19 protein-coding genes are annotated in these 18,037 nt (G+C 40.5%); 3 read left to right on the forward strand and 16 right to left on the reverse strand.

Annotation, left to right across the window (positions count from 1 at the left end; translation table 11 throughout):
* Positions 1 to 24: 24 nt before the first annotated feature.
* Positions 25 to 1,716 (reverse strand): gamma-glutamyltransferase, encoded by a 1,692-nt coding sequence (gene ggt / locus THMIRH_RS10305; RefSeq protein ID WP_173292005.1) that lies wholly within the window; start codon positions 1,714 to 1,716, stop codon positions 25 to 27.
* Positions 1,717 to 1,825: 109 nt separating this feature from the next.
* On the opposite strand from ggt, the gene THMIRH_RS10310 reads away from it, so the two are divergent.
* Together THMIRH_RS10310 and THMIRH_RS10315 are read left to right on the forward strand one after the other, a co-directional pair.
* Positions 1,826 to 2,257 (forward strand): putative toxin-antitoxin system toxin component, PIN family, encoded by a 432-nt coding sequence (locus THMIRH_RS10310; RefSeq protein ID WP_173292006.1) that lies wholly within the window; start codon positions 1,826 to 1,828, stop codon positions 2,255 to 2,257.
* Positions 2,257 to 2,484: a CopG family transcriptional regulator gene (locus THMIRH_RS10315; RefSeq protein ID WP_173292007.1), complete on the forward strand. Its 228-nt coding sequence runs from the start codon at positions 2,257 to 2,259 to the stop codon at positions 2,482 to 2,484. Before THMIRH_RS10310 ends, THMIRH_RS10315 begins: the two co-directional genes overlap by 1 nt.
* A gap of 6 nt (positions 2,485 to 2,490) precedes the next feature.
* Here THMIRH_RS10315 and THMIRH_RS10320 read toward each other — a convergent pair whose 3' ends face one another.
* Entirely contained in the window at positions 2,491 to 3,408 is a 918-nt protein-coding gene (locus THMIRH_RS10320; protein ID WP_243831445.1) for a lysophospholipid acyltransferase family protein, read from the reverse strand.
* Complete coding sequence (locus tag THMIRH_RS10325; protein WP_243831535.1) at positions 3,401 to 4,117, reverse strand: tRNA 2-thiocytidine biosynthesis TtcA family protein; 717 nt, start codon at positions 4,115 to 4,117, stop codon at positions 3,401 to 3,403. The genes THMIRH_RS10320 and THMIRH_RS10325 overlap by 8 nt, the downstream gene beginning before the upstream one ends.
* Before the next feature lie 239 nt (positions 4,118 to 4,356).
* On the opposite strand from THMIRH_RS10325, the gene THMIRH_RS10330 reads away from it, so the two are divergent.
* The gene (locus THMIRH_RS10330) at positions 4,357 to 5,322 is read left to right on the forward strand and encodes a DUF3616 domain-containing protein (protein ID WP_173292009.1); all 966 of its coding nucleotides are present in this window, start codon (positions 4,357 to 4,359) and stop codon (positions 5,320 to 5,322) included.
* Positions 5,323 to 5,332: 10 nt separating this feature from the next.
* Here THMIRH_RS10330 and THMIRH_RS10335 read toward each other — a convergent pair whose 3' ends face one another.
* The 13 genes from THMIRH_RS10335 to THMIRH_RS10395 all read right to left on the reverse strand — a co-directional run bounded on the left by THMIRH_RS10335 (position 5,333) and on the right by THMIRH_RS10395 (position 17,856).
* Positions 5,333 to 5,869 (reverse strand): Uma2 family endonuclease, encoded by a 537-nt coding sequence (locus tag THMIRH_RS10335; protein ID WP_173292010.1) that lies wholly within the window; start codon positions 5,867 to 5,869, stop codon positions 5,333 to 5,335.
* Between the two features lie 126 nt (positions 5,870 to 5,995).
* A complete protein-coding gene (locus tag THMIRH_RS10340; RefSeq protein ID WP_173292011.1) occupies positions 5,996 to 6,259 on the reverse strand; it encodes a ComEA family DNA-binding protein in 264 nt (87 codons plus the stop codon).
* A gap of 113 nt (positions 6,260 to 6,372) precedes the next feature.
* Positions 6,373 to 7,026 carry an MOSC domain-containing protein gene (locus tag THMIRH_RS10345; RefSeq protein ID WP_173292012.1) on the reverse strand — a complete coding sequence of 218 codons (654 nt, stop codon included), beginning with the start codon at positions 7,024 to 7,026 and terminating at the stop codon, positions 6,373 to 6,375.
* Positions 7,027 to 7,034: 8 nt separating this feature from the next.
* On the reverse strand, positions 7,035 to 7,574 hold the full coding sequence (locus THMIRH_RS10350; RefSeq protein ID WP_198415226.1) for a Uma2 family endonuclease: 540 nt from the start codon (positions 7,572 to 7,574) through the stop codon (positions 7,035 to 7,037).
* Positions 7,575 to 7,906: 332 nt separating this feature from the next.
* Positions 7,907 to 8,674: a sulfite exporter TauE/SafE family protein gene (locus THMIRH_RS10355; protein ID WP_173292014.1), complete on the reverse strand. Its 768-nt coding sequence runs from the start codon at positions 8,672 to 8,674 to the stop codon at positions 7,907 to 7,909.
* Positions 8,671 to 9,786: a tRNA (uridine(54)-C5)-methyltransferase TrmA gene (trmA, locus tag THMIRH_RS10360; protein ID WP_173292015.1), complete on the reverse strand. Its 1,116-nt coding sequence runs from the start codon at positions 9,784 to 9,786 to the stop codon at positions 8,671 to 8,673. Before trmA ends, THMIRH_RS10355 begins: the two co-directional genes overlap by 4 nt.
* A 97-nt stretch (positions 9,787 to 9,883) precedes the next feature.
* A complete protein-coding gene (locus THMIRH_RS10365) occupies positions 9,884 to 11,311 on the reverse strand; it encodes an HlyD family type I secretion periplasmic adaptor subunit (RefSeq protein ID WP_173292016.1) in 1,428 nt (475 codons plus the stop codon).
* A 14-nt stretch (positions 11,312 to 11,325) separates the two neighbouring features.
* Positions 11,326 to 13,029, reverse strand: a complete 1,704-nt coding sequence (locus tag THMIRH_RS10370) for a type I secretion system permease/ATPase (protein ID WP_173292017.1) — start codon at positions 13,027 to 13,029, stop codon at positions 11,326 to 11,328.
* Positions 13,030 to 13,108: 79 nt separating this feature from the next.
* Complete coding sequence (locus THMIRH_RS10375) at positions 13,109 to 14,437, reverse strand: TolC family protein (protein ID WP_173292018.1); 1,329 nt, start codon at positions 14,435 to 14,437, stop codon at positions 13,109 to 13,111.
* Between the two features lie 60 nt (positions 14,438 to 14,497).
* Positions 14,498 to 15,280, reverse strand: a complete 783-nt coding sequence (locus tag THMIRH_RS10380; RefSeq protein ID WP_173292019.1) for a SapC family protein — start codon at positions 15,278 to 15,280, stop codon at positions 14,498 to 14,500.
* A gap of 138 nt (positions 15,281 to 15,418) precedes the next feature.
* The gene (locus tag THMIRH_RS10385) at positions 15,419 to 16,243 is read right to left on the reverse strand and encodes a hypothetical protein (RefSeq protein ID WP_173292020.1); all 825 of its coding nucleotides are present in this window, start codon (positions 16,241 to 16,243) and stop codon (positions 15,419 to 15,421) included.
* A 203-nt stretch (positions 16,244 to 16,446) separates the two neighbouring features.
* Entirely contained in the window at positions 16,447 to 16,680 is a 234-nt protein-coding gene (locus THMIRH_RS10390; RefSeq protein ID WP_173292021.1) for a DUF6447 family protein, read from the reverse strand.
* 102 nt (positions 16,681 to 16,782) lie between these two features.
* The gene (locus tag THMIRH_RS10395; protein WP_198415227.1) at positions 16,783 to 17,856 is read right to left on the reverse strand and encodes a transposase; all 1,074 of its coding nucleotides are present in this window, start codon (positions 17,854 to 17,856) and stop codon (positions 16,783 to 16,785) included.
* Positions 17,857 to 18,037 lie beyond the last annotated feature (181 nt).

An 18,037-nucleotide genomic window follows, 5' to 3' on the forward strand; every position in this document is an offset into this window, starting at 1 on the left:
CTTGTCAAGAAAGACTTAAAAGCCTTATTGAAGGTTAAAAACCTTAGCAACCCCACGCCCTCGATAGTCGGAAGCCCCATTGAGTTGGCCGTTTTGTTGCACAATCAATTGAATATCCCCCAAATAATCATTCTTTTTCAATTGATAGCCCATCAGCGTTAGGCTCTCTTCATCCTCCGGCTTCAAACTGGGATTGAAATAAATCACATCCTTCGGCAACAACTGATGATGCACTCTGGGTGCATCGACCGCTTGCTGGGCGGTCATTTTTTCATCGACCACATTCACGATGGTTTGAAAAACCGAGGTAATAATCGATGAACCACCCGGCGTACCCAAGACCATTTCGACTTGTTTGCCTTGCATGACTATCGTTGGGCTCATAGAGGATAACATTCTCTTTTCGGGGGCAATTTCATTAGCCGACCCGCCGACCACGCCAAAAATATTGGCCACACCGGGTTTGGTGCTGAAATCGTCCATTTCGTTATTCATTAAAAAACCAGCACCTTCAATGACCACGCCTGAACCAAAGGGCATATTTAAAGTGGTGGTGTTAGCCACGGCATTGCCTTGGGCATCAATAATTGAGAAATGAGTCGTTTCTGCGGATTCTATTTTTCCGGGTTGAATGGCTTCGGTTTCAGAAATACCATCCAATAACACATTTTGAGCGCGTGATTTCAAATAGTCATCAGACAAAAGTGACTCACTGGGCACTTTGATAAAGTCCGGATCGCCTAAATAATGTGCTCTATCGGCATAGACGCGTTTTTCTAACTCGGCATAAAAATGGGTTTTTAGGGCAAAATCCGTCATTCCAGAATAACTAGACTTGACCAACGCTCTATCCAATTGTGGTTTTAGCACACTTTTCATTTTGAGTAACTGCACCAAGGCGATACCACCAGAGCTCGGTGGTGGCGCAGAAATGATTTGGCGCCCTTGCCAATGACCAACAATAGGTTCACGCCATACGGGTTGATAGGCTTTTAAATCTTCTAATGAAATCAATCCTTGATGTTTAACCATTTGACTGGCAATCATCTTAGCTGTTTCACCCTGATAAAATTCATCGGCGCCGTCTTTTGCCAAGCGCTGTAAGGTTGCCGCCAAAAGAGGCTGCTTTTTAATTGTGCCCGCTTTCAAATCTCCAAAATAGGATTCAAAATTAAGTTCATCCGTGGACTTATTGGCCACCCAAGTTTGATACCAGTCAGCCGTATTGGCAAGCCCTCGTGGAACCTTAAAGCCCTTTTCCGCTAAGTCGATTGCGGGTTGTAGTAGTTTAGCCCAAGGCTTTTTGCCAAATTTTTGATGCGCCGCCCACATGCCTGCAACTGTTCCCGGTACACCAGAGGCTTGATAGCCAACCAAAGAGCGATGCGGAATCACCTGTTTATTGGCATCTAAATACAGATCTCGGAAAGCACCTTTAGGCGCTTTTTCTCGGTAATCTAAAAAGTAAGGTTTCTGCTTAACGACCAGCGTCATAAAACCGCCACCGCCTAAATTGCCAGCTTCAGGATAGGTCACCGCCAACACAAAAGAGGCCGCAACCGCAGCATCAACCGCATTACCCCCAGATTTTAAAACCTGTTCGGCAACCTTAGCACTAAACGCATCAGGCATTGCAACTGCAGCCTGTTTGGCATTAATATCCTTAAGAAAAAAAACTAACAAAAGCGGCAAAAAGATTTTTAAGATGGTTTTCATAATCTGACTCTTGGCGTTAAAAATTATTCTTTTAGAGTAATGACTTAAACCCTTCAAAAGTTTAATATCATATACAATATCACTCAATATTAATTTACGGTTCTATTACATGCGCATTGTCTGCGATACTAATGTCATTCTATCAGCTTTAACTTCCAATCTAGGCGCTTCACATCGTCTTGTTAGATGGTTGTTTGAACAAAACTCAACGATTAACTGTCTTTCAGTCCCAATGGTTTTGGAGTTAGAGGATGTTTTATTGAGGCCAGAAAATCGAAGTCGTATGCGCCAATTTAAAGAATCAGATTTAAAAGCGTTTGTAGATGACATTTGCCATGTTTCCAAGCCAATAGAAATCTATTATCTATGGCGCCCTATTCTAAAAGATGTTAAAGACGATATGGTTCTGGAGTTAGCGGTCAACGCAAATGCTGATTATTTGGTGACATTCAATACTAAAGATTTTCAGAAAGTAAGTGAACAATTTAACTTTAAACTAACAACCCCAAAACAATTTTTAACTGAAATAGGAGTAATTTGATGAACTTTGCACTGCGAATTCCTGACTACTATAAAACGGAAATTGAACAACTCAAAGGCGATGTATCGATAAATCAATTTATTATCAACGCATTGGGTGAAAAAATTTCAGCACTCAAAACAGAAGAATATTTAAAAGCCAGAGCCTTAAAAGGTTCAAAGGATCATGCTTTGCATATGCTAGACGCAGTTAACAATACCCCCGTCCATCCACTTGACGAACTTTAGTTTTATTTAAGGATGTTTTTTATAAATATCCTCCACACCCGCTGGCGGATGACGATAGCGTTTGTAGCTCCATAGATATTGACTGGGATCAATGGCAACACAGGCTTCAACCCCTCTATTCAGGGCTTCTGTGGCTAACACTTCATCACCACAGCGAATTGCGTCTTCGGCGGGGAAAACATGCAAATCAAACCCTTTGCCATCTGCTAGACGCTGACCGACAATAAATAACACATCGCATTGCGCCTTAGCGGCGAGCTTGGAAACCAGTGTCATGGTGCGAGCAGGATGATTAAAAAATGGCACATGAATCCCGCCGCTATCACCGGGATCTTGGTCAGGCAAAATGCCGACCATTTTATTGTCTTTGAGGGCTTTAAACATCATCTTCACGCCACGCATATCGGTAGGCGCAGGCGTTCCACCTGAACGGGCACGCACTTCTGAAATATAATCTTCTACGCCTTTATTATCGGGGGGCTGATACAAAAATGTTAGATCGTAGGTTTGCGTGAGATATAAAGAGGTGATCTCCCAACAGCCAAAGTGCGGTGACAACATAATCACCCCTTTATTCTTGGCAAAGGCTTGGGCAATCAGTTCTTCACCATGCACCTGTTTGATTAAAGGAAAAACCGCTTCGATTGGCCAGCCCCAAACGGCGCCCAATTCAGCAAAACTTTTCACATTTTCTTGTAAAGTCTGCAGTGCTAATTGGCGGTGTTCTTTGGCGGATAGTTGAGGATAAGCCGTTTTTAAATTAGTCCGAATCACATCGCGATTGTAATTGGGAAACCATGACAGCAATCGCCCCAATGCCGAACCAATTCGCTGTTGATTGGCTAGAGAAAAACGCGATAAAAACCCAATCAATGTTTTAAAGGCTTTACCCAGCCAGAGGCGCTCTTTGCGTGAATCAGTCATCATTCACCTCATGCAAAGCGGCTTCACCTTCGTGATTATCATCGGCAATCAAAAGCTGCATGGCGCGCCATAGATTGGCATATAAATGTGCATTGCGTTGTTCTTGTGCCAACAGTAATTCTTTAAAATAGGCTCGGTCTTGCGGTTTGCTGTAACAAGCTGGGCAATTATCGGGAATTACCGGTAAATTCGCCGTTTTGGCAAACTCACGAGTTTGATTCTCTCGCACCCGAACCAGTGGGCGAATAATGCGCACATCTTTTTCGTTATTGAGGTAATGCGCTTTCATGGTGCGTAATTCGCCTGCATTAAAGGCCGACATGATAAAGCTTTCGGCCAAATCATCTAAATGCTGCGCCAAAGCCAAAACGTTATAACCTTCACGACGACAGACCGTATAAAGTTTTCCACGCTTGTGGCGCGCGCAAAAACTGCAAAAACTATCGCCTTTCATATGCGCATTAGCCAAAGCCACCAAATCTTCGGATTCGTAAAAATAAGGAACGCCTAACTTTTCAACCCAAGCTTTCAACGGCGATGGATCAAACCCCGGAATTTCAGGGTCAATGGTGCAGGCTGCTAGCTCAAACTTTACAGGGGCATGGCGTTGAATGTGTTTAAGCACCACCAACAGTGCCAAAGAATCTTTGCCACCCGATAAACCCAGCAACACTCGGTCGCCGTCTTTGAGCATTTTGTACTGCGCCATGGCGCGTCCAACCAATTTTAAGATGGATTTGGGGGGGATAATCCAATCTTGCGTGCGTTGTTGTTTGGTCAGTTTGTTTGACTCATCCGTCTGGGGCGAATCGGGGTTTAAATCAGTCATAGCAGCTTCCGTCACAAATATTGACATATTTTACCCTAATCAATGCTGAGTGTGCCGCTGTGCCTAAAAAGTCTGCTAAGATTCTCTAAAACTTCCGTAAAAAATTGATTAGGAAAACCATGCTGCAACGCTTTTTAAATATCTTCGCACTGCTTTTTATCACCTCTATGGCCCAAGCTAAGGTCGCTCAAGTGATTGAAACCCTCAAACTCCCCAATCTTGACATCCCCAATGAAGATATCAGTGGCATAGTGATTCAACCCAATTTTATGGCTTTGGTCAGTGATGAAGGTAATGCTTTGCAAATTTTGAAAAAAACAGGATCGCGCTGGGTCGCTAAGACCCCCATTGAGTTAAGCGCTAGTAAAGATGAAATTGACTTAGAAGGACTGACTTACCAAGCCCCCTATTTATATGCGATAGGTTCGCATAGCGCCAAACGGCCGCGCATTAAAGACGAGGCATCGGTTGAAAAAAATCTGAAACGCTTAGCAGAAGTGTTGCCAGAAAGGAGTCGTCAGCAATTGTTTAGGATAGAACTTGATACTCAGCTGAATGCCAAAAATATAGAAGCCATTTCCATTGAATCTATCATTCAAGATCACCCTATTCTCAGTCGATTCATCCCCATCCCCAGCAAAGAAAATGGTATTGATATTGAAGGGTTGAGTATTGATGCAGAGGGTCGTTTATTAATTGGCTTTCGGGGTCCTGTGATTAGAGGGAATTTAGCGCCCGTTTTGCAGCTTCAACTGAAAAAGAAACGCTTTGATATTAAAGACAGCGAGGTATTTTGGCTAAACCTGAATGGTCGAGGCATTCGGGGATTGAGTCAAGTTGCCAATCAAGATCGCTGGTTAGTGCTTGCAGGCGATGTGGGCGACTTGGAAACACCTTATGAGGTATATCTTTGGACAGGCGACCATCAATTAAATGCCATGCAATCGCTCTGCGAGTTACCGAAAAGCCGCGGGAAACCAGAAGGTATTCAATGGACTAAACAACATGGCAAGGTCTGGGAGTTTGTGATCGTGCAAGATGGCTTAAAAAATGGCGAAGCACAGCAATTTAGCTGTAGAGAATAGTCATCAATTATTAGGGCAGCTTGCGCCAGACTTGGCTAAAATCAACGGCAAGCTTGCAACCTTTCACCTCAAATTCATACGTTTGAAGTACAAAATCCCCTGCCTTAATAAAGCGCCCTTCTTTTAACACATACACCTTGGCGACTTGGTGTTCTGGATAAGCCAACACATAAGTTTTCACACCTTCTTTCTGATAAAGCTCAAACTTAATTTGTTCATCGCGTTTAGCCGAGGTTGCTGAGACAACCTCAACAATTAACTCTGGAGTTTGCGTGAGTTTTTCGCCTTGAATATCGCAGGCAATCAAAATATCAGGGCGAACTACCGTGTCTTCTGCAATTTGCCAATCCACTTCGCTCAAAACCTCACATTGCAGACATTGCTTTAATCCATCAAATAATTGAGCCGCAATAGACTGCTCAAGTCGTTGATGCGAAATACTTGGACTTGGAGACATGGCATAGGGCGCACCTTGAATGAGCTCCCAATCCCCATCCCAAGCGGCATAATCACGAATGGTATAATGTTCTAAATAGGCTAACGACATTTTGCCCCCCTGCAAGAATGAATTCTTTTTAATACAATAACATAAGCGCCTTCGCAAAAAAAGCTTGTCCAACAAGAGAGACAAAAAAGCCAGCTAACGCTGGCTGATTTAAAAACGCTAAAAAAATCAGTGCTGATCTTCTAATAAAATATCCGCCAAGTTTTTCTCAACCGTTTTTTCACCTATGCCTTTAACCTGCGTTAAATCTTGCGCCGATTTAAACGCACCATGCGCATCACGATAAGCGACGATTGCCTGCGCCTTAGTCAAGCCTATTCCCGTTAAGGATTTTGATATTTCTTCTGCACTGGCATGATTCACATTCACAGGTGAAGCCATGACTATAAATGTAGAAAACAGCAACCCAAATCCAATTAAGATACTTTTCATAAGGACTCCTTAAAGCCAACTCTGCAAAATTGCAGAATTAATTCTAATACAGCCCGATTAAAAAAACTAATTTAATTACAAATTATTTTACAACAACAAATCATTATTAAATTTCATCCCAAATAGTCACAACTACGCTGCAAGCGGGTCAAGATTTTTTGCAGCTCTTCGCGCCAAGCGGTAGATAACGCAGGATGTTGTATGGCTTGATTTAATAATTGAATATCACGACCTGATTTTGAATGATATTTAGCCAAAAACAGCTCAGAAATAACCAGGCATGATTGTTTTTGATTTGGAAAATGAATGATTTCATCGTTTTGTTGAATCACACCTGTTTGGATGACTCGACAATAAAACCCCACTCGGCCACTCTCAGCATAGATTTTCAGCAAGTCTTTGCGGCCGGTTAAAGCATCCAACTTCCAACAAGGACTTCGAGGTTGACTCACCTCTAAAATAACCTCACCAATCTGCAACCGGTCGCCAACACACACTTGGGTTTCATCTAAACCTTCTAAGGTTATGTTTTCACCCAAATAACCAAAGGGGTCTTGAACGTTAAATAAAGCATAGTTTTGAGCAGGCAAAACCATAACCGCTTTATCTAAACCACCGTGATTTTTTAAATCACACTGAGTGTCGCCAACAAAACCAGTTTCTGTTAATTCTGCAGTGGCAACACTTTGCTTATGAATTGCCGAAGCTGTTTCGCCTCGCCAATCATAGGTGCGCGCCTGACCGATATTAAGGGATAGAACTTTCATTTTGAAACCTAACAACACTTCGAAAAATCAATTTTTAATATACATTCCGCCAAATCAAACTCAAAAATCTCACGCGTAGTTTCTTTCACCAAGTGATAACGGCCGTTTAGTAATTGGTAAATTTCTGCCAAATCCGTTGCAGGATCCACCATCACATAATAAGAAACACCTTGCTCTTGATAAATATGAAACTTTTCATTGCGATCTTTGCGCTTTGTTGAGGGAGATAGCACCTCAAAGATGATAGCGGGCGTGCGAATAATGAAATGATCATCTGCCTGCAAATGACACACAACGGCGTTGTCAGGACAAAGAACGGTTTCATTATCAATTTTCCAATCCGTCGCCAACACTGCTTGGCAATCAGCACAGCCCTCTAACCTCAAAGGAAGTTGGGCGTGAATTTTGCCACTTTTATGTTGATGCTCCAAAACCGGCGAAGGACTCATGGCATAAGGATGCCCCTCAATCAACTCCCAACGGCCTTTCCACTGCAAATAATCAACATAAGTATAAGTAGGTAAATCTTCAAGTTTAATATAGGCCATCATCTACTCCTATAATTACGAATCTTACAAAGCGCGGTACGCAGGCTTTAGCCTGCTTTAGATTGTGCAGTTAGCTTTTGAAGGCTAAAGCCTTCGCCCCAATTCTTCAAGCACTATACAAAGCCCGGGGCGCAGGCTTTAGCCTACTGGAATTTTACGGATTGTTTTTGAAGGCTAAAGCCTTCGCCCCAATTTTCCGAGCACTATACAAAGCCCGGGGCGCGGGCTTTAGCCTGCTGGAGTTTTACAGATTTTTTTGAAGGCTAAAGCCTTCGCCCCGTTTTTCACTGCACTGACACTGACTATTTAAAAACGAGTCATACGAACGATTACTAGAATAACCCAGGTAAGTTTTTATACAAAATAAATGCGCCCATTAACAACAAGAAAACCGCAAAGCCCTTTTTAAGATGCTCTTGATTCACACGGGAACTGATTTTGTGACCCAACCAACCACCGAGTACGCCAATGACTGAGAAAATGCCGATAATATGCCAATCGATTGTTAAGTTTAATGCCTCTAGCACACTTAAATAACCGATAAAACCCGCAAAAGACTTAATGGCAATAATCACCAAACTGGTACCCACGGCCAAACGCATCGACAAACCGCCCAACAAAACTAAAGCAGGAATAATCAAAAATCCACCACCTACGCCCACCAAACCGGTTATCGCACCAACCAACAAGCCATCGATGGCAATTTTATAAATAGCGCGTTCCTCATGTTCCTCTTCGTCCTCTTTGAGTTTGACGGGCTTATACATTAAATAAGCAGCTGTGACTAACAACACGGCAAACACCAGCATTTGTAATGCGTCAGATACAAAATGCGCCAACCAGGCACCCAAAACTGCACCCGCCATACCAGGCACACCAAATATCACCACCGTGCGCCATTTCACCAGTTTCTGGCGTGCGTAAGGAATGACAGAGAACAAACTGATGACGCCAACTATCATCAACGAACCCGCAATGGCGAGTTTGGTTTCTTGTCCCACCAAATAAGTTAAAACCGGTACTGTCAAAATCGACCCGCCCGACCCGAGCAGCCCAAGGGTAATTCCGATAACGAGCGCCCCTATCCAAGCTAAAATCATAAAGTTTTCCTTCTTAAATAAACGCCACTTTCGATATGGTGCGTGTAGGGGAATTGATCAAATAATGCCGAAGCCACCAATTCATGTGTTTGTTGAATAGATTGTAAATCAAAAGCGAGGGTGTCTGGGTTACAAGAAATATAAATAATATGATCAAACTCACAAACCATCTTGCGCGTTAAATCATCCAAACCCGAACGCGGTGGATCGACAAAAATGGTTCCAAAATCATAACTAGCTAAGTCAATGTCTTTTAAACGGTTATAAGACTCGCCTTGCAAAGCGGCAGACACATCCTCGGCCGCCATTTTAAGCACCGTTAAATTACTGATTTGATTGGCTTCGATATTCCATTGCGCCGAAGCAACTGAAGTTTTAGAAATTTCCGTCGCTAGCACACGATTAAAACACTCCGCTAGAGCAATTGAAAAGTGTCCATTGCCACAGTAGAGTTCAATCAAATCTCGCTTAGGCGTATCCGCTGAAATGTTGAATGCCATTTGCCGAGCCCATGACAACATCTTTTGTGCGACTCCAGCATTCGGCTGGGTAAAACTGTTTTCAATTTGCTGATAAACAAAAGCTTTACCATCCACCTGCAAGCGCTCCACCACAAAATCGCTATCTAGACAAATCTTCTCTTTACGAGCGCGCCCAATCAGCTGAGTTATATTCAGCTTTTCTTTGAGTTCTTGCGCTGAATTTAACCAGGCCTGGTTAAATTCAGGGTCTTTTTGCAATGATTTTCGATAAATCAAAGACACCATCATCTCACCGCTGAGCGTGGCCAAAAAGTCCACCTCAAACAACTTCAATTTCAACACAGGGTCTGCCATGATTTCAGCCATTAATTTGGGCATTAAATCATTAATCGACTGCAACACCATCGGACAATCCTTAATAACCACACGCTGCTTGGTATCCGTATCAAACATAATGTAATCCGCCAAGTCACCCTCATGCCAAATACTAAACTCGGTACGAGCACGATAATGGGCAGGTTCAGACTCGAAAACATTAAAACAACTTAAAGATGGTACAAGACGCTTCAAGCGTTGAGCTTTTTCTTCTAGCTGAAAAGAATAAGCATCGGGATTTACTTGGCAAAGCATAAATAACCTTTAGCAATACAAACTGAATGTAAAAAATAAGCCATAAATAAAACAAAAAAGGCTAGAAAACTAGCCTTTAATATGGGTCTATAAGTGATTAATCTTCATTAAAAGACCGGGCAATCATGTCCGTAAAGGGTTTCATCAGATAACCCAATAGCGTTCTATCCCCCACCTTAATCATGGCTTCAACAGGCATCCCAGAACGCATATACATACCATCTTTTTCCATTTGTTTGATTCCCTTAGGGGTAATCAAAACTTTAGCTTCGAAATATTCCATACCACTTTTTGGATCAACAAATTTATCAGGAGATACATTAATCACTTGCCCCTCAACCACATGTGTTATTTGTGTGTTGAAAGCTGAAAAACGAACATGGGTAATCAAACCGACCTTAACTTTATCGATATCTATGGGAGAAACCCTTACTTTTGCTGCATATCCTTCATTTTGTGGAACGACTTCCATAATTGTTTCACCAGGGCGAACTACCGAGCCGACCGTGACAATTTGCAAGCCTTGTACTTTGCCATCTGCAGGAGAAACAATGTCAACTCGATTAAGCTTGTCTTGTAAAACTTGTTTACGATAAGACAAATCTACTTTTTGAGCGAGCGTTTTGGAAAGCTCGTCTGCAACCTCTTTACTAAAATTTTGGGTTGCTAAGATTTTTTGATAAGTATTCTCAGTAATTTGCACTTTTAGACGGGCTATTTCAGAAACATTCTGATCATATTCACCTTGCAACTGCGCTAACTGTCTTTTCATTTCTTGTAAACGAATTTTATCTGTGAACTGCTCTTTATAGAGCGCTTCCCAATCAATTAATTCAGCTTTATAAGAATCAATACGATTTTGCAGAGAATTCAAATACTCCGATAACCCACTAATCTGTTGTTTGAGGGCATTAATTCTTTCTGAATAAATGGATAACTCACCCGCTTTTGCCTCTTTTCTCGCTTTAAAGACAGCTTCTTGGGAGTTTTGTATTTGTAGTATAGAGGGTAAGTTGCTTCTAGCTTGCATTTCATCTACCCACTGGATTTTATCTAAGCCCATTTGCTCAGCACGCAATCTTGATTCAGCCCCATAAGACTCATCTAATTGGCTTTGAATCATCGATAACTCAGCTTGTGCTTGGGTAGGCGACAGTTTGAGTAAGGTTTGCCCCTTAACAACCAAATCACCCTCTTTCACCAATATTTCGGCAACTAAACCGCCTTCAAGGTGCTGAACCGATTTATTACTGGATTCGACGACGACTTCACCTGCAGCAACGGCAGCATTATCAATTTTTGCAATGGCAGACCAACCACCAAAAATCACAAACACGATAATCAGTGAGATCCAACCTAAGCGTGCAAAACGCTTATCATCAACATCTATTTGAATCTGCTCAGACGGCTTAGCATGTTTAAAAGCATCAATGTCTTTTTTAACAACTGACTGTCCATCAATTACTTCATGTTTTTGCAAACTGGATTTTTCTTTTACCAGCGTTGTTTGTTTATCTTGATTCACTTATTTATCCAACCTTAAGACTTATCGGCAATTGAAAGCTCGCCACTTTGTAGCGCCATCAAAACATCATCTCTTTTGCCAAAGCCTCTCACCATTCCATTGGCCATTAACAATATTTTATCGACATGCTTGAGTATCGGCTTGCGATGAGAAATAACAATAACGGTTGCATTTGCTTGCTTTAATTGCTCCAAAGCGACCGATAAGGCTTGTTCACCCTGATCATCTAAGTTTGAATTAGGCTCATCCAAAATGACTAACTTGGGAGAATCATACAAAGCACGCGCCAATCCTACTCTTTGTCTTTGACCACCCGAAAGACTCCCAGAATTGCCGGCTATAAAAGTATCGTAACCATTCGGAAGCCTTAAAATCATTTCGTGCACACCTGCCATTTTGGCAGCTGCCACTACTTTTTCTGGATCTAAATGATTAAAGCGCGCAATATTTTCACTAATGGTGCCGTTAAATAATTCAATATCTTGTGGCAAGTAACCAATGTGCCGGCCTAACTCATCTTTATTCCAAGCATGAACATCAGCGCCATCTAAACGAACTTTACCACCCATTAAAGGCCAAACACCCAATAAGGCTCTTGCTACAGAAGACTTTCCAGCTGCACTAGGCCCTATAATAGCCAAACTTTCTCCGGGGTTTAACGCAAATGTAACCCCTCTTACAACTGGAATCCCGCTTCCTGGAGGAGTGACAACAATATTTTCACAGCTCATCGCCCCCACAGGATCGGGAAGCGTCATATTGCGCTGTTGGCTTGGATAATCTGCAAACATTTTATTTAATCGCTCGTAAGCTGAACGAGCCGCCCCAAAACTCTTCCAGGTACCAATCATTAAGTCTAATGGTGCTAATGCTCGCCCCAGAATGATTGAACCAGCAATCATCATCCCTGGTGTTACCTGATCGGTAATGGCTAAATAAGCTCCAAGCCCTAGAATTAATGACTGAAACATTAGTCGAGAGGTTTTAGAAATATTGGCGATGACTCCTGCCTTGTCACTTGCATTACTTTGTTTACTTAAGAAACTTAAATGCTTTTGCAACCAGCGTTCGCGCAAGTTATTTTCCATTCCCATTGCAGAAACAACTTCTGCATTACGAATGCAAGCGCCCGCATATTGACTTGACACAATACTTTCGTTGCTGGCCTCACTCAGGATTTTCTTAGTAGAAACCTCATTCCAGTAAGCCAAACCAAATAAAAATAAAGCTGCAAAAATTGCAAAAACGCCAAAGTAAACATGAAATAAAAATAAAATAGCGATATAAATCGGTAACCAAGGCGCATCAAAAAAAGCAAAAGGACCATTACCTGTCATAAACTGACGAATACTGGTCATATCACTGATTGGTTGCGGACCACCTTGACCAGGTTCTTTAATCGATTTTTTAAACATTGAAGCAAACAGGTCTGCATTCAAATCTTGGTCGAGCCTGTTACCCACTCTCACTAAAATTCTAGAACGAATAAACTCTAAAAACCCCATAGTAATAAATAACACAACCACAATCAGGGTTAACATGATCAGAGTGTTTTCACTTCTTGAAGTTACAACTCTGTCATAGACTTGCAACATGTACAAAGGAGGAACCAGCATTAATAAATTAATAAAAAAACTAAATACGCCAACTGAATAAAAAGCTTTTTTAACATTAAACAGGGCTTTTTCTAACTCTGTTTTCTCATGGATATTTTTCATATTTTTCCTAAACAGCCCTCAAAATAATCGAGCGCCAAACACATTAAAACTTTTACGATACTATTTGAATAGGGGCAAATCAGGGATTTAAAAGGTCAGGTGTAAAATCTTTTTGCAAATATTGCGACAAATGCTCTTCATCAAGCTTTCCTAGTAAAAACAAGAGTTCAAACTGCCCTCTTAGATTACCGTAGATTTCATTAACCATTCTTCTTTCGGTGTCATATATACGAGTTTTAGCATCTAAAATATCGAAAACGCCCCGCAAACCATAAGACAAGCCCTTTTCAGCAGAATCTAAATACAACTTATTAGAGGTCACACTTTTATCTAATGCGTCAATATTAGCAACTGAACTCATTAAACCTGTAACCACTTCATTAATTTGAACATTCAACATTTTTTCGGCATCTTGCAACGCTAACTGCTGACTCAATATTTTTTGATTAGAGGCTCTAACCTTAGAATTGGTAGACCCGCCCTCATAAAGTGGCCAAGTCATTTCTAACTGTATTTTTTTATTATCCCTAAAGGTTGACTCATAACTATCGGTATTATCAATAGCAGCCCTTAAGTTAACTTCAGGATAATAACTAGACTTTTCCAAGTTAGAATCTTGTTTAGCAAGCTGCACATTATATCGAGCAATTCTTAAATTTAAGGAGGCATCCTTAGCTAAATCGCTCCAATTCGAAAACTCTACCCACTTGCGGGCTCTTTGCCACAAAGTTTCATCAATAATTACTGACTGAATCGTTTTACCACCCAACAATCTTTCTAATTTTTTTCGATTTTGCAATTCTGTTGATTCAGCACCTTTTAGACTAGCCAAAATATCATCTTGCTTTGCTTGAGCCTCCAACACATCCATCTTGGTGGCTAAACCTCTTTCCAACATCGCTTCAAGGCCTACAAACTTAACTTTATGATCCTCTAATTCAGCTCGATAAGTCTCTACTAAGCGTTGTGATTTAGCTAAATCTAAAAACGCATAAGTCATATCCAGTAAAGTTTTTTGAGTTTCAAACTGGTAATTAATCTTTGAATAATCAGCAAAAGTTGATTGGCGTGAAATATACTCGAATTTTCTATCAGAAAAAATGGGTTGAACAATCTGAACACCATAGCGATTAAATGTATCACTGGTGTTAGGTGTATAGGTTGTTGAATATTCGCCTGCGCCATAAACACCTGAAATAGAAACAGAAGGGTAAACACCTGCCCAAGCCTGATTTAATGACTCTTGATCTGCCACCATTTGCGCTTTTCTAGATGACAATAAATCGTTATTTTCAAGAGTCATCTCAAATGCTTTATCAATACTTAAATTAAGTTTAGGTTCGATAGCTTCTGCAAAAGCAGGCGTCAACAGCTTCAAAACCATGAAAATTAGAAAGTTTTTTTTCATTAAAGTTGTTTCTCTTTTAATCATTTTAATAAAGAATTGAATTCAAATGATTGCTAATATTTAAAACTTAAGACCATCATCATCTTCACCAAATAATTTATCCAAGTCTATATCCATAGGCTTTTGGTGCATCTTATTAAAATACTCATATCGCTGAGAAAAATCTTTTAATCTTATTTGGCTAAATAATTGAGCGTAAGCTAAGCTTAAAGCTCCTGAAGTATTTAAATCCACAAGCACTTGAGCATCTAATTCCCTAAGCTTTAACTCGTCAATTTTAAATAAACCGTTAACTGACTGAGCTTTATCAGATTCATTCGACGGCTTTAATTGAATATCCCAAGGAACAATAACCTGAGAATCAGATAATTTATTAACCAATTCCTGCGTTATTTTTTGATTCTGACTGCGAGAATTATGGAAGTTTAATATCGACTGCAACTCATCAGAAAGCTCATCAGCTTGCATGAAAGGAGTATCACCGGGTAAAAGTTCAGCATGAAAGTTCTCAGAACTCTCATCAACACACAGAATTAATTGATCCCCTTGAGGAATCAACAAAAAAGGGTAACCTCTATAAGAAGATGGTACATAAGGTGCCATCCATTGTCCGGCTTTATTAACAAACAGATTCACTCCTGCTTGCAAGGATTGAACAACAACCAATTGATATTGCCCGTCAGCATTTTGGGTAAATGCTAAAGGATAATAGGGCAATAGATGCATTAGCTCAGCCAACAATACTGGAGTTACGGCATCTACTTGAGCAAATGAATAATTGCTAAATTTTTTCCATCCAGCATTTTTATGCTTTTCTTTACTTACAGCGACCCAAGTTGCCATCTAAACTCCCTAATCAATTTCAAATTAACTAGTTATCTTAACAAATTAAGCAGCCCAACGCACTTCAAAAGAAGACTTAACTACATAAAGCAATAGTGAAATAAATTTTCAATTATCGGCATATTGCTGATTCATTATTTACTCAATTGATCTTTCTAAATTTAGTTGAGCAGAAACTAAAGCTAAGGCCTGATTAAATAATTCACCCTCAGAGTCCAATAGATCACTAGCTTCACTTAACGCCCCAGAAGATTCATGCTGCACTTTCACTTCCGTAAAAATTTCATCATTTTTAACAACTTGATTAATTGCGTCACTTAAATCTTGTGAGATTAACTGAGCAGGCTCAATAAGTGCCTGTAAAGGGGCGGTATCAAAACCAAAGAGCCAAGCATTTCGCTTTATTTGCAGTTCATCATTCCCTGCATCTCTTAATAAATTTCCTTGCCCGTCAATCAGTCTCAAACCTTGGCTAGTAACCTTGCCATCCCCATCAAACTGCTGTTGCAAAACAAAATTTCCACTTTGCGCAACTTTACCACTACCAACCTTATCCACATTATAAGCATCAAGGTTATAAGAATAACCAACGTTATACATCTCACCCGTCGCTTTTCTAGCCATTGATACTGGGTCGTCGCTAGCCATAATAGCCGACCAATTTCGTGTATCTACATTTGAACCGACTACACCATAAAGAATTTCACTGGCATCTGCAGCGTTTAATCCAGTTGCATCCATAAAATGTTTCATATCAGGGCGATAAACCTTAGCTGTCAATGCATCCGTTACTAAAGATGTACTTGCGTCAACTTGCGACAAAACATCTTTTGTAGCTAGTGATTTCGTCTCTACATCAAGTAAATCATTAAAGCTACCTGCTCCGATATCATTATCATCATTGCCTTTCGATACAGGCAGTGTATTAAAAGCAAACATTGATGAATTAACAAGCTCAACCATGGTAAACCCCTCTTAAATTATCTATAAAGATAAGCAACTACAATGCCAAGCAAGAATGAAAAAAAACATCATATCCCTGGTTTTAGCACCTGTGCTTTAAAGTAAGCTTTACCAAAACATAATGGATTACTACTTGTAATTTCAGAGATCGGAAGAGCCAATAAATCAAGCCCTGCAAACCAACCAATTCACTGCAATATTATTTACTTAGATTTTGCTGCTGTCTTTTTGGCTACAGGTTTTGTTGAAGGTGTTGCCTCTACCTCTGTTGCTAAGGCATTTACATAGGCATTACGGGCTGTCTGATAGATGGCTGCTTTTGAATTAAGCCTTGCCAGTTCTGCATCAACGGCTTGAATATTAGCTAGTTGCTGCTTGGCTGTGTCTGATAAATCTTCTAGGTTATAGTCTTTTTCGTTGATTTTGATTGCGTTCATTATTAATTCCTTTAGTTTTCAGGTACCTTAGTTATAAATTTTAAAACATCCAATATTTAATAGTACCTATATCTAATTATTCAACCCTAACAAGCAAATTCTTTATCCATACATCATTTTTGCCACACCACTGCCTTTTTGATATTTGACTTGTTGATGCGCCTGGTGTCTTTGGAGCGATTTGATGTCCCCTATGGCTGCGCCAAAACTTTTGAGTAGTTTTCCTTGGCAGATGACATTGATGATTTCTGGTGTGAGTTTGTATTTCTGCATGAGAGGGTTAGGTTTTTGCGTACTGGATAGAAAGCCTTTTTTGTAGGGATGTAGAGCTTGTCCTAGGTAGTTCACAAATTCTATATAGTCTGGTTTGGCAAAGGGAATTTGTTGGTTGTTTAAAGCGTTAGCGTCAAAAGCCATCAAACTGGCTCTAGGAATTTGGTCTAGGCGCTGCAGAAAGGCGTTTTCGAGTTTTTGCTGTTGATTAATGACTTCACAAGGTTTTTCTTGTGTAACCAGTGCCGGTTCTGGAAAGTCTTCGGTGTTTTTAATTCTGCGTTGTATTGTTGTAAAGTCTGAATCTTCTAAGGATAGTGCAATATTGGCTCTGACAGGATTCAGGTCAACATAGGCCATGACCGACAAAAGGGCTTTTTCGTCTAACAAAGCTTGGCTTTTAAAACGCCCTTCCCAAAAATGTCCGGTGACTTGGTCTTCCTTATTTGCCATTCTGGCAATTGATTCGTTGAGCACTCGCATAAACCATGAGATGTCATAAAGTCGTTTGCGATAAATATCAGCCATATCATTAACTTGCTTAACAATCGCCTCATCAGCAGTTTCGGGGGATTGCAAATATTGTTGTACAGTTATATTGCTGGCAAACAGTTGTGTCCAGGCTTGTAGAACTTCTAAATTCGACCAGGCCTGGGCTTTTTCTTGATTTACTCTAGCCACTAAATGATAGTGATTGTTCATAATGGCATAGGCCGCTATGTCTATAGCAAAAACATTGGCTAATTGCATAATGCGTTGTTCTATCCAAGCTCTGCGATGTTCGTAATTTTGACCTGATATCGAGTCAACTCCGCATAAGTAGGCTCTGCGAACACAGCGATTGACTAGGTGATACCAAGGCGTTTGACTTAGGTCGATTTGCGATTCACGGGCTTTAGTCATGACGGATACCTATTTATTGATTATGTTTAGTTTAGCAGAATATGGAGTGAGTTGAAAACAAAGTGGGTGTCCTTTAGTTTTATTGATTAAGTTTAGTTTAGCAGAAAATGGAGTGAGATGAAAACAAAGTGGGTGTCCTTTAGATAGTTTTAAATAAAGTGGGTGTCCTTTTGTATTAAAA

Origin of the sequence: Thiosulfativibrio zosterae (assembly GCF_011398155.1) — a bacterium.
GTDB lineage: Bacteria > Pseudomonadota > Gammaproteobacteria > Thiomicrospirales > Thiomicrospiraceae > Thiosulfativibrio > Thiosulfativibrio zosterae.

Coding starts and splice junctions, on each gene's coding strand:
- THMIRH_RS10355 (WP_173292014.1), bottom strand. CDS start 8,674: ATGATTTTAGCTTGGATAGGGGCGCTCGTTATCGGAATTACCCTTGGG.
- THMIRH_RS10320 (WP_243831445.1), bottom strand. CDS start 3,408: ATGACTGATTCACGCAAAGAGCGCCTCTGGCTGGGTAAAGCCTTTAAA.
- THMIRH_RS10350 (WP_198415226.1), bottom strand. CDS start 7,574: ATGGCCTATATTAAACTTGAAGATTTACCTACTTATACTTATGTTGAT.
- THMIRH_RS10345 (WP_173292012.1), bottom strand. CDS start 7,026: ATGAAAGTTCTATCCCTTAATATCGGTCAGGCGCGCACCTATGATTGG.
- trmA (WP_173292015.1), bottom strand. CDS start 9,786: ATGCTTTGCCAAGTAAATCCCGATGCTTATTCTTTTCAGCTAGAAGAA.
- THMIRH_RS10390 (WP_173292021.1), bottom strand. CDS start 16,680: ATGAACGCAATCAAAATCAACGAAAAAGACTATAACCTAGAAGATTTA.
- THMIRH_RS10340 (WP_173292011.1), bottom strand. CDS start 6,259: ATGAAAAGTATCTTAATTGGATTTGGGTTGCTGTTTTCTACATTTATA.
- THMIRH_RS10380 (WP_173292019.1), bottom strand. CDS start 15,280: ATGGCAACTTGGGTCGCTGTAAGTAAAGAAAAGCATAAAAATGCTGGA.
- THMIRH_RS10375 (WP_173292018.1), bottom strand. CDS start 14,437: ATGAAAAAAAACTTTCTAATTTTCATGGTTTTGAAGCTGTTGACGCCT.
- THMIRH_RS10330 (WP_173292009.1), top strand. CDS start 4,357: ATGCTGCAACGCTTTTTAAATATCTTCGCACTGCTTTTTATCACCTCT.
- THMIRH_RS10335 (WP_173292010.1), bottom strand. CDS start 5,869: ATGTCGTTAGCCTATTTAGAACATTATACCATTCGTGATTATGCCGCT.
- THMIRH_RS10370 (WP_173292017.1), bottom strand. CDS start 13,029: ATGAAAAATATCCATGAGAAAACAGAGTTAGAAAAAGCCCTGTTTAAT.
- THMIRH_RS10310 (WP_173292006.1), top strand. CDS start 1,826: ATGCGCATTGTCTGCGATACTAATGTCATTCTATCAGCTTTAACTTCC.
- THMIRH_RS10395 (WP_198415227.1), bottom strand. CDS start 17,856: ATGACTAAAGCCCGTGAATCGCAAATCGACCTAAGTCAAACGCCTTGG.
- THMIRH_RS10385 (WP_173292020.1), bottom strand. CDS start 16,243: ATGGTTGAGCTTGTTAATTCATCAATGTTTGCTTTTAATACACTGCCT.
- THMIRH_RS10325 (WP_243831535.1), bottom strand. CDS start 4,117: ATGGCGCAGTACAAAATGCTCAAAGACGGCGACCGAGTGTTGCTGGGT.
- THMIRH_RS10315 (WP_173292007.1), top strand. CDS start 2,257: ATGAACTTTGCACTGCGAATTCCTGACTACTATAAAACGGAAATTGAA.
- ggt (WP_173292005.1), bottom strand. CDS start 1,716: ATGAAAACCATCTTAAAAATCTTTTTGCCGCTTTTGTTAGTTTTTTTT.